The organism is Actinophytocola oryzae (assembly GCF_004364325.1).
GTDB classification, from domain to species: domain Bacteria; phylum Actinomycetota; class Actinomycetes; order Mycobacteriales; family Pseudonocardiaceae; genus Actinophytocola; species Actinophytocola oryzae.
The window spans coordinates 1-14,555 of record NZ_SOCP01000021.1; the positions used below are offsets into that span (position 1 = coordinate 1).

At 71.1% G+C, this 14,555-nt stretch carries 16 protein-coding genes; 8 read left to right on the forward strand and 8 right to left on the reverse strand.

Features of this window, described 5'->3' with window-relative positions; genetic code table 11:
- Positions 1 to 111 precede the first annotated feature (111 nt).
- The 3 genes from CLV71_RS38595 to ligD are packed head-to-tail and all read left to right on the forward strand — an operon-like array spanning position 112 to position 2,677.
- Positions 112 to 1,149, forward strand: a complete 1,038-nt coding sequence (locus CLV71_RS38595; RefSeq protein WP_133907885.1) for a 5-methyltetrahydropteroyltriglutamate--homocysteine methyltransferase — start codon at positions 112 to 114, stop codon at positions 1,147 to 1,149.
- Between the two features lie 53 nt (positions 1,150 to 1,202).
- Positions 1,203 to 1,640: a carbohydrate-binding protein gene (locus tag CLV71_RS38600; protein WP_166664429.1), complete on the forward strand. Its 438-nt coding sequence runs from the start codon at positions 1,203 to 1,205 to the stop codon at positions 1,638 to 1,640.
- A 44-nt stretch (positions 1,641 to 1,684) separates the two neighbouring features.
- Positions 1,685 to 2,677 (forward strand): non-homologous end-joining DNA ligase, encoded by a 993-nt coding sequence (gene ligD, locus CLV71_RS38605; RefSeq protein ID WP_133907887.1) that lies wholly within the window; start codon positions 1,685 to 1,687, stop codon positions 2,675 to 2,677.
- 37 nt (positions 2,678 to 2,714) lie between these two features.
- On the opposite strand, the gene CLV71_RS38610 is transcribed toward ligD, so the two are convergent.
- Positions 2,715 to 3,293 (reverse strand): dihydrofolate reductase family protein, encoded by a 579-nt coding sequence (locus CLV71_RS38610; protein ID WP_133907888.1) that lies wholly within the window; start codon positions 3,291 to 3,293, stop codon positions 2,715 to 2,717.
- A gap of 242 nt (positions 3,294 to 3,535) precedes the next feature.
- Between CLV71_RS38610 and CLV71_RS38615 the strand changes: the two genes are divergently transcribed.
- Positions 3,536 to 3,748, forward strand: a complete 213-nt coding sequence (locus tag CLV71_RS38615) for a hypothetical protein (protein ID WP_133907889.1) — start codon at positions 3,536 to 3,538, stop codon at positions 3,746 to 3,748.
- Positions 3,749 to 3,805: 57 nt separating this feature from the next.
- On the opposite strand, the gene CLV71_RS38620 is transcribed toward CLV71_RS38615, so the two are convergent.
- On the reverse strand, positions 3,806 to 4,669 hold the full coding sequence (locus CLV71_RS38620; protein ID WP_133907890.1) for a glycoside hydrolase family 16 protein: 864 nt from the start codon (positions 4,667 to 4,669) through the stop codon (positions 3,806 to 3,808).
- 237 nt (positions 4,670 to 4,906) lie between these two features.
- Here CLV71_RS38620 and CLV71_RS38625 point away from each other — a divergent pair, with 237 nt between their 5' ends.
- Positions 4,907 to 5,884: a DUF4436 family protein gene (locus tag CLV71_RS38625; protein WP_166664430.1), complete on the forward strand. Its 978-nt coding sequence runs from the start codon at positions 4,907 to 4,909 to the stop codon at positions 5,882 to 5,884.
- Between the two features lie 12 nt (positions 5,885 to 5,896).
- Here CLV71_RS38625 and CLV71_RS38630 read toward each other — a convergent pair whose 3' ends face one another.
- Entirely contained in the window at positions 5,897 to 7,252 is a 1,356-nt protein-coding gene (locus CLV71_RS38630; RefSeq protein ID WP_133907892.1) for a serine/threonine-protein kinase, read from the reverse strand.
- Between the two features lie 97 nt (positions 7,253 to 7,349).
- On the opposite strand from CLV71_RS38630, the gene CLV71_RS38635 reads away from it, so the two are divergent.
- The gene (locus CLV71_RS38635; protein WP_166664431.1) at positions 7,350 to 7,841 is read left to right on the forward strand and encodes an SRPBCC family protein; all 492 of its coding nucleotides are present in this window, start codon (positions 7,350 to 7,352) and stop codon (positions 7,839 to 7,841) included.
- Between the two features lie 49 nt (positions 7,842 to 7,890).
- On the opposite strand, the gene CLV71_RS38640 is transcribed toward CLV71_RS38635, so the two are convergent.
- From CLV71_RS38640 to CLV71_RS38650, 3 genes are all read right to left on the reverse strand, one after another.
- Positions 7,891 to 8,439 carry a carboxymuconolactone decarboxylase family protein gene (locus CLV71_RS38640; RefSeq protein WP_133907893.1) on the reverse strand — a complete coding sequence of 183 codons (549 nt, stop codon included), beginning with the start codon at positions 8,437 to 8,439 and terminating at the stop codon, positions 7,891 to 7,893.
- Positions 8,440 to 8,513: 74 nt separating this feature from the next.
- A complete protein-coding gene (gene ligA, locus CLV71_RS38645; RefSeq protein ID WP_133907894.1) occupies positions 8,514 to 10,505 on the reverse strand; it encodes an NAD-dependent DNA ligase LigA in 1,992 nt (663 codons plus the stop codon).
- 55 nt (positions 10,506 to 10,560) lie between these two features.
- Positions 10,561 to 11,460 carry a proteasome assembly chaperone family protein gene (locus CLV71_RS38650; RefSeq protein WP_133907895.1) on the reverse strand — a complete coding sequence of 300 codons (900 nt, stop codon included), beginning with the start codon at positions 11,458 to 11,460 and terminating at the stop codon, positions 10,561 to 10,563.
- A 151-nt stretch (positions 11,461 to 11,611) separates the two neighbouring features.
- Between CLV71_RS38650 and CLV71_RS38655 the strand changes: the two genes are divergently transcribed.
- On the forward strand, positions 11,612 to 12,838 hold the full coding sequence (locus CLV71_RS38655) for a cytochrome P450 family protein (RefSeq protein WP_133907896.1): 1,227 nt from the start codon (positions 11,612 to 11,614) through the stop codon (positions 12,836 to 12,838).
- On the opposite strand, the gene CLV71_RS38660 is transcribed toward CLV71_RS38655, so the two are convergent.
- Positions 12,746 to 13,405 (reverse strand): rhomboid family intramembrane serine protease, encoded by a 660-nt coding sequence (locus CLV71_RS38660; protein WP_133907897.1) that lies wholly within the window; start codon positions 13,403 to 13,405, stop codon positions 12,746 to 12,748. The two genes, CLV71_RS38655 and CLV71_RS38660, sit on opposite strands and share 93 nt — an antisense overlap.
- The gene (locus tag CLV71_RS38665) at positions 13,402 to 13,755 is read right to left on the reverse strand and encodes a DUF4406 domain-containing protein (RefSeq protein ID WP_133907898.1); all 354 of its coding nucleotides are present in this window, start codon (positions 13,753 to 13,755) and stop codon (positions 13,402 to 13,404) included. Before CLV71_RS38665 ends, CLV71_RS38660 begins: the two co-directional genes overlap by 4 nt.
- A 48-nt stretch (positions 13,756 to 13,803) precedes the next feature.
- Between CLV71_RS38665 and CLV71_RS38670 the strand changes: the two genes are divergently transcribed.
- Complete coding sequence (locus CLV71_RS38670) at positions 13,804 to 14,553, forward strand: DeoR/GlpR family DNA-binding transcription regulator (RefSeq protein ID WP_133907899.1); 750 nt, start codon at positions 13,804 to 13,806, stop codon at positions 14,551 to 14,553.
- Positions 14,554 to 14,555 lie beyond the last annotated feature (2 nt).

Genomic DNA, 14,555 nt, shown 5'->3' on the forward strand with positions numbered 1-14,555 from the left:
CAGCCGCCCATCCCAGACAGCAGTCACGATCACGCCACCGTCCAGGCCCACACGCCGCAAGCGATCAGCCAAGACGATCTAAATCAGTGGCATTGGGCCTAGGCTGCGGTGGTGACCTCCTTGCCACTGCTGCCCACATCGCTGGTGGGCTCGTACGCGCAGCCGGAATGGCTGATTGACCGGGCGAAACTGGCGGGCAGGTTCCCGCCGAGGGTGCGGGCGAAGGAACTGTGGCGGGTCGCGCCGGAGCTTCTCGCGCAGGCCCAGGACGACGCCACGCTGCTCGCCATCCGTGCGCAGGAGCAGGCCGGGCTGGATATCATCACGGACGGTGAGATCCGCAGGGAGAGTTACTCCAACCATTTCGCGACCGCGCTCGAGGGTGTCGACCTCGACAACCCCGGCTCCGCGCTGGACCGCAGCGGCCACCCCAACCCGGTTCCGCGTATCACCGGCGCCATCCGCCGCCCGGCCGCGGTCGAGGTCGAGGACCTGAAGTTCCTGAAGGCGAACACCGACCACACGGTGAAGATGACCGTGCCGGGGCCATTCACGATGAGCCAGCAGGCCCAGATCGAGCACTACGAGGACCCCGAGGCAGCCGCGATGGACTACGCGGTGGCCGTCAACGCCGAGATCAGGGACCTGCACGCGGCGGGTGCCGACATCGTCCAGATCGACGAGCCGTACATGCAGGCCAGGCCCGACGCCGCCCGCGCGTACGGGCTGGCCGCGCTGAACGCCGCGCTGGACGGCGTCACCGGCACCACGGCCGTGCACATCTGCTTCGGCTACGCGGCGATCATCCACGAGCGCCCGTCCGGCTACTCGTTCCTGCCCGAGCTGGCCGACTGCTCGACCGACCAGATCTCCATCGAGACCGCGCAGTCCGGCCTCGACCTCGGCGTGCTCGCGGACCTGGCGGACAAGACCATCCTGCTCGGCGTGATCAACCTGTCCGACACCTCGGTCGAGCCGGCGGACATCGTGGCCGACCGCGTGCGCCGCGCGTTCCCCTTCAAGGGCCCCGAGTCCCTGGTGATCGCGACCGACTGCGGCATGAAGTACCTGCCCCGCGAGTCCGCCGAGGGCAAGATGCGTGCGATGGCCGAGGCCGCCGCACTCCTGCGCGCGGAGCTGAACGGCTAAGCCCTGTCAGAGGTCGGATCTAAATACCGGAATTCCTACCATCTGTCGTTATCTTGCTGGGCCGGGGCACCGGCTGTGGCTTCACGTTCAACACCGGCGAGATCCACTCGGGACTGGACGCGCGGCAGTTCTACGTCGTCCGCGCGACCTACACCGACCGGGGCGCGACGGGTTCGGTGCCGCTGACGGGGGAGACGTCGCTGACGCTGTGGCCGAAACACTGGCAGGCCGAACACTTCGACCAGCTGAGCGGGCCCCAGGTGATCACCGCGGCAGGTGCCGAGGGCGGCAAACGACTGGGTGGCATCCAGACCGGTGAGTGGGTACGCCACCACGCGGTGTCACTGCAGGGAGTGACCGGTGTGCCGGTCACGGGCGCGGTGGCGACGGCGAGGCCGCTGTACATCGTGTTCACCGGGGCCGCGGGCCAGGCCATCCTGGACCTCGACAGCTACACCTTCACCGGTCCAGGGGTGAACCCGACGGGCTGACCTGCGTTCTCGGAGCTACGCTGCGGTGGAGAGGGGAGTCCACTGTGGATGGTGTGCCCGCGCCGGTGACGCCGATGCTCGCGGTCGAGGGACCGCTGCCGGTCGGCGCCGGGTGGGCCTACGAGACGAAGTGGGACGGCTTCCGCTGCTGCGTGCGGGTCGGCCCGGACGGCACGACGAAGCTGACGAGCAGGTTGGGCAACGAGATCACGGCGTTGTACCCGGACATGCTCGGCACCTTCGGCGACGCGCTGTCGGGCCGCTCCGCGGTGCTCGACGGTGAGCTGGTGGTGCTCGGCCCGTCGGGCAGGCCGGACTTCCACCTCATGCAGTACCGCCACCAGCGTGGCCCGACCGCGGAGCTGCTGCGTACGGCGCCCGTCACGTTCATCGCGTTCGACCTGCTGGCGCTGGGGGAGCGGACCCTGGTGGCCGAGCCCTACACGCGGCGGCGGGACCTGTTGGCCGCGCTGCCGGTCACGAGCCCGCACGTCGCCGTGCCCCGGCATTTCACCGCGGCGGACATCGACCCCGACGAGCTGCTGGGGATCGTGGCGGAGCAGGAGCTGGAGGGGTTGGTGGCCAAGCGGCTCGAGTCGCAGTACCGGCCGGGCCAGCGCAGTCGTGACTGGATCAAGCGCCCGCTGATCAAGACCCAGGACGTGCTGGTGGGTGGCTGGCGGCCCGGCAAGCGTGGTCGCGCCGGTCGGATCGGCGGGTTGCTGCTGGGCGCGCACGACGCGTTGGGCAGGCTGCGTTACATCGGTGACGTGGGTACGGGCTTCACCGAGCGGGTGCTGACGCACCTGATGGAGCTGCTCACCCCGCTGGAACGCCGGGACAGCCCCTTCGACGACGAGGTCCCCACCGACCGGCGCCGCGACGTCCACTGGGTGGAGCCACGGTTGGTGGGGCAGGTCGTGTACCGCCAGTTCACCTCCGACCACCGCCTGCGGCACACGGCGTGGCGCGGCCTCCGCGACGACGTGCCGACCGCCGAGGTAAGAATGCCCACGTCGCGTTCGAAGGAGCCCTGAGGCGAGGCTGCGTGGTCCGGTCCTGGGGCACAGTCGGTCAGCGGCGCACCCGATAGCGCAGGTGAAGCACGCGGTCGCCCTGGACCACGTCGGGATCCTCCAACAGGTGCTGCGCGTCGACCGACCCGAAGAAGCGCTTGCCGGCCCCGAACACCACGGGCACGACGTCCATGCGCACCTCGTCGACCAGGCCCGCGGCGAGCACCTGGCCGCCGACGTCGCCCGCGGCGACCTCGACGACGCGGTCACCCGCGAGCTCCCGCGCCTTGGCCACGGCCGCCTCGACGCCGTCGACGAAGTGGAACGGCGCCTCGGGGTCCCAGCCCTCCGGCCGCGGCCGGTGCGTCACCACGACCACGTGGTCGATCCCGCCAGGGGGCTTCCCGTCCCAGCCGTCGGTCATGTCGAAGACGTGGCGGCCGACGACCGTCGCCCCGATCTGGTCCCAGTACGCCCTGGTGTGGTCGTAGGAGGTCTGCGACACCGTCACCGCGCCGCTCTCGTCCAACGGGACCTCGCCATTGGACAACCAGTCGAACAGCGGTCCCGGCCGGTCGTTCTCGTCCGCGACGAAGCCGTCCACCGACACCGAGCTGTACATGACCACCTTGCCCACGTGACTCTCCTCTGCTTCGGGATGCCCGCAAACTAGCGTGTCGTGAGCGGTCGGTCTTGTCAGGAATCAGTCGGCAGGCAGCGGCCGACGTCCCGCAGGCTTCGCGCGCCGGGATGGTCCGGCCGTCCTGTCGCCCCCGACGCGGTGGTCACGATGGGCGCTGTGGCGTTGCGCCGCCTGGCGGTGCCGCTTTCCCGTGGTGGCAACGACACTGGCACCGAGTTCGTCGAAGGAGGCGCGGTATGCCCACCGCCGTCGAATACGCCGTGGTCAACCACCTGCCTGCCCAGAACGGCGTGGGTGGCGGCCCTCCCGCTCAGCATTCGCTTGTGGCACAACCAGAAGCGCCACCTGCGTTGCCGTCGGGTGACCTCGCCACCCTCGCCTCGCCGCTGCTCGTCGTGGCGGTCCTGGTCGTCGTCGGCCGCCGCGCCCGGCGCCGTCGCTTGACCTGACGACCGTGGCCGACGAGTGTCACCTGCTCGTCGGCCGGGCCTGATGTCGTTGGCGCGTCAGTGTTCCGGGGTGTCCGTCACACGGACGTAGTCGACGACCAGCGTGTTGGGGAACGGGGTGCCGCCGTCCGGGTCGCCCGGCCAGTAGCCGCCGACCGCGAGGTTCAGGATCAGGAAGAACGGCTTGTCGAACACCCACTGGTTGCCGTTCAGGTCGGCCGGGGTGCGGGTCTGGTAGACGTTCCCGTCGACCGACCACACGATCCTGTCGGGGGACCAGTCGACCGCGAACGTGTGGAAGTCGTCGGCGAACGCGCCGCCCACCGAGTAGCCCGCGCCGATACCGCCGCTGCCCGAGTAGCCCGGGCCGTGGATCGTGCCGTGCACCTGCGACGGCTCGAAGCCCACGTTCTCCATGATGTCGATCTCGCCGCACTGCGGCCAGCCCGCGCTGCCGATGTCGTTGCCCAGCATCCAGAACGCCGGCCACATGCCCTGGCCGCGCGACATCCTGAGCCGCGCCTCGTAGTGCCCGTACGTCTGGGTGAACCTGCCGGACGTGTTCAGCCGCGCCGAGGTGTACTCGCAGGTGCCGTACCAGCACTGGTAGTTCGCCGGGTTCTCCCTGCGCGCGGTGATCACCAGGTTGCCCCGGCCGTCGAGCGCCGCGTTGCTCGTCGAGTTCGTGTAGTACTGCCGTTCGTGGTTGGAGACGTTGTCGCCGGTCTCCGTCACCCACTTCGCGCCGTCCACCGCGGCACCAGCCGGGCCGTCGAAGTTGTCCTCGAAGGTCGTGGCCGCCCGCGCGTCGTCCGCCGCGTTCGCTGTCGTGGTCACCGCCAGCGCGGTGAGCACCGTGGCCGACACCGTGCCGAGCACCGCGACGAGGCGGAGCCTTCTCGGGAGTGTGGCCTTGGACATCGTCGTCACCGCCAACCGTGTCGTTCCGGAACCGGTTCCGGAAGGTGTCCACAGTGTGCCGCCGCCGACCGGGTCGCGGAACCATACGAAAGTCGGTCACTCGACGTGACGGACGCGCGGGACAGTTCACGATTCCGGGGTTCGATGTCGGCGCCAACGGCTGATTCCACTGTGGAGCGATGGTCACCGCCGTCCCGGCACGTGATCATGTCAGCCAACACGGACACAGGGAGAAGGATGAACGAGGAGACGTCTGAGGCGACGCCGCCGGTGACCGCGTCGGCGCCCAGGACCGCCACCGGCGCCGTCCCGGCGCAGCGGAGCGCACCGCCGGGCAGTCACGACACGAAGTCGACGAGGAAGGGCACCAGAATCGGGCTGGTTCTCACCCTCCTGATCGCCTTCACCGCCGCGTACCTGGTGGTGCTGTTCACCTTCCTCAGTGGCGACTCCGACCGCAGCCAGCACTTCACCTCCGACGGCGGCACCGACCCCGACCGGGTCACGATCGACGTCACCCTGCTCACCATCAACGCGGACGACAACGCCTACCAGGTCCGGGTCGACGCCCAACCCCAGGGCCGTTACCGCGCCGCCGACGGTGCGTTGACCGCACCCCTGCGCATGACCCTCGACGAGATCGACGGCGACCACACCACCGAACTCGCCGCCGGACAGTGGATGCCGCTGCGCGAGGCCACCCTCACCGCGGACGGCGACACGTCTCTCTACCCCTTCGACGAACACCACATCCCGCTCGAGATCGCGATGAGCGACGCCCGTGGCGAGCCCGTCCCGATCACCCTGGATCTCAACACCGGGCTCCACGACTGGGAAGCCGACGCCGTGATGCGTCCCGACTCCCACACCGGCGACATCCGCCTCGAGATGACCGCGAGCCGCTCGGCCCCGGTCGTCACCTTCGCACTCGGCCTGATGGTCGTGCTCGTGCTGCTCGTCGTGGTCACCGTCGGCATGGTCACCCGCGCGATCAGCACCGGCAAGATCGGGTTCCCCACCCTCGCCTCGCTCGCCGCGCTGCTCTTCGCCATCCCCGGCATCCGCAACTCCATGCCGGACACCCCGCCCGTCGGCACCCTCAGCGACTTCGTGGTGTTCTTCTGGGCCCTCTCGACGGTCGCGATCTGCATGACCATCGCGTCCCTCGCGTGGCTACGCCACGCCCGCCGCACAGCCGACGACCCGGCCGACTGACGTCCCGGGGCGTCATCCGCAGCTGACGCCCTCGCCGGGGGCGGAGGTGTCGTCGAGGCGCCGGAGGTAGGCGTCCTCGCCCATGGCCCCGCGTCTCGCACACGCCTGCGCCCGGTCGGTGAACGGTCCGAAGTAGACGGAGTAGATGTCCACCCCGTCGCGTCGGGCGCGGAGCGACTGGCAGCCGGTCGTCGGCGCGTGGAGGTAGGAGGAGCCGGGGTTCGCGTCGAGGAACGCCTGGACGTCCTGCCCGTACCGGCTCGGGTCGACCGCGGAGCCGACGATGACGATGTACCCGCCGTCACAGGCGGGCGTGGTGAGCGGCACCGACAGCGCCAGGTCCGGGCTTGGCGCGGGTGCCGGGGTGGTCACCGCGGTGGTCGTGGTCGTCTGGCCTGCCGAGGTGTCCTGGCCGTCCTTGTCGCGCAGGGCCGAGAGCCAGATCAGCACCGCCGCCCCGGCCACGGCGACGAACACCAGCGTGGTGACGCCCGCGACCCACCAGCGGTTCGTCGTGCGGGGACGGCCGAGGCGCGGCGCGGGCACGGTCGGCGGCCGGTGGGTCAGGGCGTCGCGGGCGGCGGCGGCCAGCGCGCCCGCGGTGGGGAAGCGGCGCGCGGGGTCCTTGGCCATGCCGGTGGCGACGACGACGTCGAACGCGGGCGGCAGGTCGGGCCGCGACGCCGTCACGCGGGGCGGGTCCTGGTTGACGTGGGCGTGCATGAGGGCGAGCGCGTTGCCGCCCGCGAAGGGGGCGGTGCCGGTCAGGCACTCGAACAGCAGGCAGGCGAGCGAGTAGACGTCCACCCGGTGGTCGGTCGGCTCGGACGTGAAGCGCTCGGGCGCCATGTAGGCGACGGTGCCCACCGGCATGCCGGTGCCGGTGATGTCGGCGTTCGCGGCCGGCGTCCTCGCGATCCCGAAGTCGATGAGGTAGGCGAACCCGCCCGCGTCGAGCAGCACGTTGGACGGCTTGACGTCGCGGTGCACCAGGCCTTCCGCGTGCGCGGCGTCGAGCGCCCCGGCGACCTGGCCGATGATGTCGACGGCGGCGGCCGGGCGTGGGGGACCGCTCCCGGCCAGCCTGTTGCTCAGGTCCTCGCCGTCGACGAGCCGCATGTCGAGGTACAGGTGCCCGTCGATCTCCCCGTACGCGTGGATCGGGATGACGTGCGGCTCCCGCAGCCGTGCAGCGGCGCGTGCCTCCCGCGTGAACCGCCGCCGGAAGTCGTCGTCCTGCGCGAAGTGGTCGGCGAGCAGCTTGACCGCCACGACCCGGTCGTGCTCCTTGTCGTAGGCGCGGTAGACCTCACCCATGCCGCCACGGGCGATCAGCTCGTCAATCCGGTAACGCCCGAACTCCCACATCGCGCGCATCCTAGTCGGCCCGTGCGGCGTTCTCCCGCCGTGCGGGGCTGCGCCACGGGCGTTGTGGGTGCGCATCCGGGGCGGTTACCGTGAGTCGGTGCAGCCGTCGATCTCCCGCAGCGTGCGGATCGCGGCCGATCTCCGGGTGGTGTGGGCGATGGTCACGGACCTGCCGGGGATGGGGTCGCTGAGCCCGGAGAACGTCGGGGGGCGGTGGCTCGACGGGGCCACCGGGCCTGCCGTCGGCGCCCGTTTCCGCGGTGTCAACCGCAACGGCGGTCGTGAGTGGTGGACGAGGGTCCGCGTCGTCGAGTACGAGCCCGACCGCCTGTTCACCTTCGACGTCCGGTCGCCGTTCGGGGTGCGGGTGTCGCGCTGGTCGTACGAGATCACGCGGTCGAGCGACGGCTGCGTCCTGACCGAGCACTGGTTCCGCGTGGGCGGCTACTTCGTGCGCCGCTTCCTCGGGCCGATCGTCACGGGCCGCGCCGACCGCCCCGGCTTCAACGAGACGTCGATCGAGCACACGCTCGCCGCGGTCAAGACCCGCGCCGAGGCCGATGACGGAGCCGGCACCGCCGCGGCATGAGTCGGCCCCGCTGCCGTTCGGGTAGCGGGGCCGGCGTTTCTCGGTGCCGTCAGGGCAGGCTGTAACCCTGTGCCACGATTCGCCTGGCCGAGGCCGTGTAGCTCTCCTGGTCGCTCGGCGCGAAGGTGGCCAGGCCGTCGACGTAGCGGTTGTACATGCAGAACGCCGCGGCGATCAGCACGGTGTCGTGGATCTCCAGGTCGGAGGCACCTTCCTCGCGGGCAGCGGCGATCAGGTCGGGCGTGACCTTGCGGCCCGACTCCTGAACGGCTCCCGCGATGTGCAGCAACGCACGCAGTTTCGGCGTGACCGGCGCGCCGTCGACGTCGCCTCGGACCTGGTCCACCAGCTCCATGCCGGTCGGGAGCTGGGCCGCGGCGAACGCCGAGTGCGACGAGCAGCAGAAGGTGCACTCGTTGAGGCCCGACACGTACGCCGCGATCAGCTCCCGCTCACCCGGGGTCAGCGGGTGCGGTTGCCCACGCAGCAGGACTTCCGCCAGCTCGTTGAGCGGCTTGCCCGTCTCCGGCCGGTACACCATGGGTCCGGTGATGCCGGGGAACTGAGTCTCGTCGACGCCGAGATCGATGTGTGCCATGTCCTCGAACCTAGACGTGCCAACGGTTCCACGACAGCGCGGACCAGCGGGACTCAGCAGCGGGTCAAGGACGCTCAGGCCACGCCCGCCGCGATCAGCTGTCGCCAGATCTCGCCCTGGTCGACCACCTCGACGCCGAGCTTCTCCGCCTTGGTCAGCTTGCTCGCGCCGACCTCCGCGCCCGTGACGAGCATGTCGGTGTTGGCCGAGACCGAGGAAGCCGTTGTGGCGCCTGCCTTCTCGCACAGTCGCTGGAAGGTGGGGCGCGGGACCTTCTCGCCGGAACGCGGGTCGCTGATGGCGCCGGTCACCACGACCGTCTTGCCCGCCAGCGGCGCGTCCGACACGACCTGCGGCGGCAGGTCCTCCTCGCGGACGTCGAGTGAGACCCCGCGTTCCCGCAGGCGCGTCAGCTCGGGGCGCAGGCGGGTCAGGTGCTCGGTCAGGGACGCGGCCACCTTCGGGCCGATGTCCTCGACCGCGACCAGCTTCTCCTCACCGGCGTCCGCGACCTCCTCCAGCGAGCCGAAACCCGCCCGGCACAGCCGGGTCGCGGTCCCCTCGGAGGCCAGCGGGATCGCCAGACCGATCAGGGCCCGGCGCAGGCCCACCTGACGGCTCGAGTCGATCGACTCGATCATGCGGGCGGCCGAGACCTCGCCGATGCGCTCGAACTCCAGCAACTGCTCCTTCGTCAGCGTGTAGAAGTCCGACGGGTGCTCCAGGATGCCCGCCTCCGCGAGCCGCTCGATCCACACGCCGCCGACGGCCTCGATGTCCGCCGCCGCCCGCGACGCCCAGTGGATCAGCCTGCGCACGGTCTGCGCGGGGCAGGCCACGTTGGTGCAGAACAGCTCCCGGCTGTTGCCCTGCTCGGTCAGGTGGTGCGCGCACGACGGGCACGTGCTGGGCGGCACGATCTCGCGCTCCGCGCCCGTGCGCTTGGACTCGTCGAGCACCCCGGCCACGAACGGGATCACGTCACCCGCACGGCGCACCAGTACCGTGTCGCCGATCCTGATGCCCCTGGCGCGGATGACCTCCTGGTTGGCGAGCGTCGCCCTGGTGACGGTCGTGCCGCCGACGAACACCGGCTCCAGGTGCGCGACCGGGGCGATCTTGCCCGTCTTGCCCACGTCCCACACGACGTCCGCGAGCACGGTCGTCTTCTCCTCGGCGGCGAACTTGTACGCGAGCGCACCACGCGGCGACGAGGACCGCGTGCCCGCCGCGGCGTACGCGTCCCGGTTGGCCAGCCGCAGTACCGCGCCGTCGAGGTCGTAGTCGAGGTCGTGGCGTTGTTCCTCGACGGCCGTGATCACGGCCTGTGCGGCGTCGGCGTCGGCGCAGTGCCGCATGTCGGCGACGGTGAAGCCGAGGGTCCGCAGGCCCTCCTCGAGGTCGGTCTCGGCGCCGCCGCTGGAGGTGTCCAGGTCGAACGCGAAGAACCGCAGACGCCGCTCGGCGACCGTGGCCGGGTCCTTCGCCCGCAGGGTGCCCGCCGCGGCGCCACGCGGGTTGATCAGCGGTTTGTCCGGGTGCGCGGCGTTGTAGGCGGCGAACGTCGAGCGCAGCATGACGGCCTCGCCACGCACCTCGACCCGGCCTGGCGCGTCGACCCGCCCCGGTATGCCGTCGGTCAGGGCGCGGACCAGCACGGTCACGTCCTCGCCCGTGGTGCCGTCGCCACGCGTGACCGCACGCGCGAGCCTGCCGTCCTCGTAGACCAGCGCGAGCGAGAGCCCGTCCAGCTTGGGCATGACGACCACGGGCTGGCCGGGGAAACGGCCGAAGAACGCCACGACCTGCTCCGGCCGGTTCGCCTTCTCCAGCGACAGCATCGGCCGCGAGTGCCGCACCGGCGCGTGCAGGACGGCGGGCGCACCCACCTGGTCGAGCGGGTTGGGGTCCGGCGCGAGGTCGGGGTGCTCGGCGACCAGGCCGCGCAGCTCGTCCTCGACGGCGTCGTACTCGGCGTCGGCCACCAGGGGATCACCCCGGTAGTAGGCGTCGCGCAACGCCACGATCCGGTCGGCGAGTTCCTGGATCCGCTCCCGTGTGTTCACAGACACAAAATACCGGTGACCACCGACAGAAACCGTCGAGATCGTGCTGATCAGGTCAGTGGTCGCGCTGCTGTTCGGCGAGGAAACGCTCCAGCTCGGCGCCCAGCTCCTCGGCGCTCGGCACCTCTTCGCCCTCGGAAACCAGCAGGTTCTCCTCGGCGCTGGTGAACGAGTCGTACTGGCGCTCCAGCGCCTCGACGACCTCGGCCACCTCCGCGGACTCCGAGACCTGGCGGCTGATCTCCTCGTTGACCCGCTCGGCCGACCTGCGCAGCTCGGAGGCGTTGACCGCGAGGCCCGTCGACTGCATCAGCGCGTCGAGCAGGTTGAGCGCCGCGGCCGGGTAGGTGCCCTGCGCGAGGTAGTGCGGGACGTAGGCGGCGAAGCCCATGGCGTCCTGGCCTGCCTCACCGAGGCGCAGCTCCAGCAGGGAGGAGAGGTTGCCGGGCACCTGCACGCGGCTGAACGGCGACTTCTCGGTGACCAGTTCTGGCCGGGTGGCGTGGGAGATCACCGACAGCTTGCGGGTGTGGGGGACACCCATCGGGATGCCGTGCAGACCGACGGTGAGCCGGACGCCCCAGCGGTCGATCAGCGACCGCACGGCGGCGACCACGGCCTCCCACCTCCGGTCCGGCTCCGGGCCGGTCAGCAGCAGGAACGGGGTGCCGATCGCGTCGTGCAGCAGGCGCACCACGAGCTCGGGAGCGTCGTAGTTCTCCCACTTGTCCGTGGCGTAGGTCATCATGGGGCGTCGCGCCCGGTAGTCGAGCAGGTCGTCGATGTCGAACCGCGCGACCACCCGGTGTTCGTGCGTCTCCAGCAGGTGCGCCACCAGCGTCGAGCCCGCCGCACCCGCGTCCATGAAGCCCTCGAAGTAGTGCAGCAGCACCGCTCCGCCCAGCTCCGGGACGTCGGAGTCGACCTCGAACAACTCCTCCGGGTCCAACGCCACCTCGTGCCTCCCAAGTGATCACGTGCACTTCTCTGACTCGAACGTTCGACGACCGCCGTGCATTCCCGCCCCGGGAAGGGCCTCGGCTCGTGCGGGACGCGGCACGTGCCAGAGTAAGGGGAGAGTACGCCCCAGGAGAGGGAGACATCCGATGACGAGCACGCACACGCCGATGGTGCTCGACGACGACTTCGTGCAGGATCCGTTCACAGTCTACCGTCTGCTGCGGATCGAGGCCCCGGTGCGCGAGGTGGTCATGCCACGCGGGTTGAAGGTCTGGCTGGTCACCCGCTACGCCGACGCCCGCGACGCGCTGTCCCACCCGGCGGTGCGCAAGGACCTCAGGCCCGTGCGGCACCTGTTCGACAAGCACCACACCGGGACGAGCACGGGCGGCTTCGGCGCGGACCTGAGCGCGCACATGCTCAACAGCGACCCGCCGGACCACACGCGGCTGCGCAGGCTCGTGGCCAGGGCGTTCACCATGCGCCGGGTGGAGCTGCTGCGGCCGCGCGTCGAGGAGATCACCGAGAACCTGCTCGACGGGCTGTCCGGTGAGGTCGACCTCACCGACGCGTTCGCGTTCCCGCTGCCGGTCACGGTGATCTGCGAGCTGCTCGGCGTCCCGCAGGCCGACCAGGACGACTTCCGCGGGTGGACGACGAAGCTCGTGACCGCGCGGTCCGCGCAGTCCGTCGGCGAGGCCGGCCAGGCGATGTCGGTCTACCTGCACGGCCTGATCGACACCAAGCGCGCGAACCCGGCCGACGACCTGCTGAGCGCACTGGTCCAGGCCGAGGAGGACGGCGAGAAGCTCAACGCGGTCGAGCTGGTGTCGATGGCGTTCCTGCTGCTGGTCGCCGGGCACGAGACGACGGTGAACCTCATCTCCAACGGCGTGCTGGCCCTGCTGCGTGCGCCCGACCAGCTCGCCGCACTGCGTGCCGACCCGGCGCTGCTTCCCGGCGCGGTCGAGGAGCTGCTGCGGTTCGGGAGCCCGGTCAACCACACGACCATGCGCTACACGGCGGAGCCGGTCGAGATCGGCGGCACCACCATCCCCGAGGACGAGTTCGTCGTGGTGGCACTGGGCTCCGCCAACCGCGACGACGACCGCTTCGGCGACCCCGACACCCTGGACGTCACCCGCTCGGCGGCAGGCCACCTGTCGTTCGGGCACGGCATCCACTTCTGCCTCGGCGCGCCGCTCGCCAGGCTCGAGGGGCAGATCGCGATCGGGCGGCTGGTCGAGCGGTTCCCCGACCTGGCGCTCGCGTCGGACGACCTACGCTGGCGGAACAGCACTCTGTTGCGGGGCCTGGAAGAGCTGCCGGTACGCCTGGAGGGCCATACCGGACAGCAGGGACACACCGTGTAGGTCGGCCGCGACGGCCAGCGCCAGCGCGCAGCCAACCGCGCAGGCGAGAGCTGCCCGGCGGGCGAACGGCACGACCAGGGCGGCGGCGACGACCGCCACGGCCGCGACCCGGACCCCGCCGAGTCCCCAACCCGTCAGGGCGGCGACGTAACACACGACGACGCCGGTGGCCCACACGTCGGCCGCTGTGTCCGCGCGCTCGGCCAGCAGCCAGACCACCAGTCCGCCCGCGAGCCCGCAGATGGCGATCGAGTCGCCGCCGCCGGGTTCGCGCATGGCGAACGCGGCGAGCTGGCCGCCGACCGTGCCCGCCGCGAACAGGACGGCCCAGCGCACGCCGCCGAGAAGTCGTTCGGTGACGGCGCCGACCAGTGCCAGGGTGACCAGGTTCGTCGCGACCTGGTACCAGCCGAGGGTCTGCACGAACAGCGGCGTGACGAGGCGCCACCACTCGCCGGTCGTGGTGGGATCGCGTTGGAGGGCGGGGATCGCGGCAGGGACGGTGTACTGCACGACCGCGGCGGCGGTGGCGACGGCGACCGCTGTCGCGGTGGTTCGCGTGGTCACCGGGCGGGGATGTCCTCGACGCGGTGGTAGACGGGCAGGCCGCGCTCGCGGGCGATGCGGACGTCCTGGTCGGCGCCGGTGGAGTCGCCCGGCAGGCGCAGGACGGCGTCGCAGTGCTCGAGGAGACGCTCGGCGGTGGGGTACATGATCTGCTCGGCGACCGGGTCGGTCGGGCCGGTGCCGCCCGCGCCGCGCAGGACCGGGAGGGCGACCCACTCGCCGATCATCGGCACGTGCCCGCGCTGGAAGATCGGCCACGCGGCCTCCTCCAGGCGGGCGAGGTTGCCCGCCATCAGCTCCGGGTCGTCGTCGGTGCCCGACCGGTACGGACCGGCGATCAGAATCAGCATGCGCCGACCATACTGTGCAATAATCGGCAAAAACAAGGAGAATCGTGCATGTTAGCTGCGCAACGTCGTGACCTGCTGCTGGAGCGGCTGCGGGTGAGCGGGCGGATCGTCGCGAAGGACCTGGCCGCCGAGCTGGGCATCTCGGAGGACAGCATCCGTCGCGACCTGCGTGATCTCGCGGCGGCGGGGTTGTGCCAGCGCGTGTACGGCGGCGCGCTGCCGGTCTCGCCCGCCGTGGCGGACTACGCGACCAGGCAGGGGGTCGCGCCGGACAGCAAGCAGCGGGTGGCGGCCGCCGCGGTGGCGCTGGTCGAGCCGGACAGCACGGTGATCCTGGACGGCGGCACGACGGCGCTGGCGGTCGTACGGGCGCTGCCGCTCGACCTGCGCGCGACGGTGGTGACCCACAGCCCGACGGTGGCGAGCGCGCTGGTCGACCACGCCGGGGTGGAGGTGTACCTGATCGGCGGAAGGCTGTTCCGCCACTCGATGGTGGCCTGCGGCGCCGCGGCGGTGGAGGCGGTGCGCGGCCTGCACGCGGACGTGTTCCTGCTCGGCGTGACGGGCGTACACCCCGAGGCAGGCCTGACCACCGGCGACGCGGACGAGGCCGCGATGAAGCGCGCCCTCGCCCACCAGGCGGCGGACACCTACGTGCTGGCCAGCGCGGAGAAGATCGGCGCGGCGTCGAGGTTCTCGGTACTGCCCCTGCCCGAGGTGGCCGCGGTGATCACCGACGCACCCGCCGACAACCCGACCGTGCTGGCGCTGGACACCCCCGTGGTCCATGCCCGATGATG

What these genes read in the sequence shown, in the direction of transcription:
- CLV71_RS38655 (WP_133907896.1), top strand. Translation starts at nt 11,612, where the DNA reads ATGACGAGCACGCACACGCCGATGGTGCTCGACGACGACTTCGTGCAG.
- CLV71_RS38620 (WP_133907890.1), bottom strand. Translation starts at nt 4,669, where the DNA reads ATGTCCAAGGCCACACTCCCGAGAAGGCTCCGCCTCGTCGCGGTGCTC.
- CLV71_RS38630 (WP_133907892.1), bottom strand. Translation starts at nt 7,252, where the DNA reads ATGTGGGAGTTCGGGCGTTACCGGATTGACGAGCTGATCGCCCGTGGC.
- CLV71_RS38625 (WP_166664430.1), top strand. Translation starts at nt 4,907, where the DNA reads ATGAACGAGGAGACGTCTGAGGCGACGCCGCCGGTGACCGCGTCGGCG.
- CLV71_RS38665 (WP_133907898.1), bottom strand. Translation starts at nt 13,755, where the DNA reads ATGCTGATTCTGATCGCCGGTCCGTACCGGTCGGGCACCGACGACGAC.
- CLV71_RS38640 (WP_133907893.1), bottom strand. Translation starts at nt 8,439, where the DNA reads ATGGCACACATCGATCTCGGCGTCGACGAGACTCAGTTCCCCGGCATC.
- CLV71_RS38670 (WP_133907899.1), top strand. Translation starts at nt 13,804, where the DNA reads ATGTTAGCTGCGCAACGTCGTGACCTGCTGCTGGAGCGGCTGCGGGTG.
- CLV71_RS38615 (WP_133907889.1), top strand. Translation starts at nt 3,536, where the DNA reads ATGCCCACCGCCGTCGAATACGCCGTGGTCAACCACCTGCCTGCCCAG.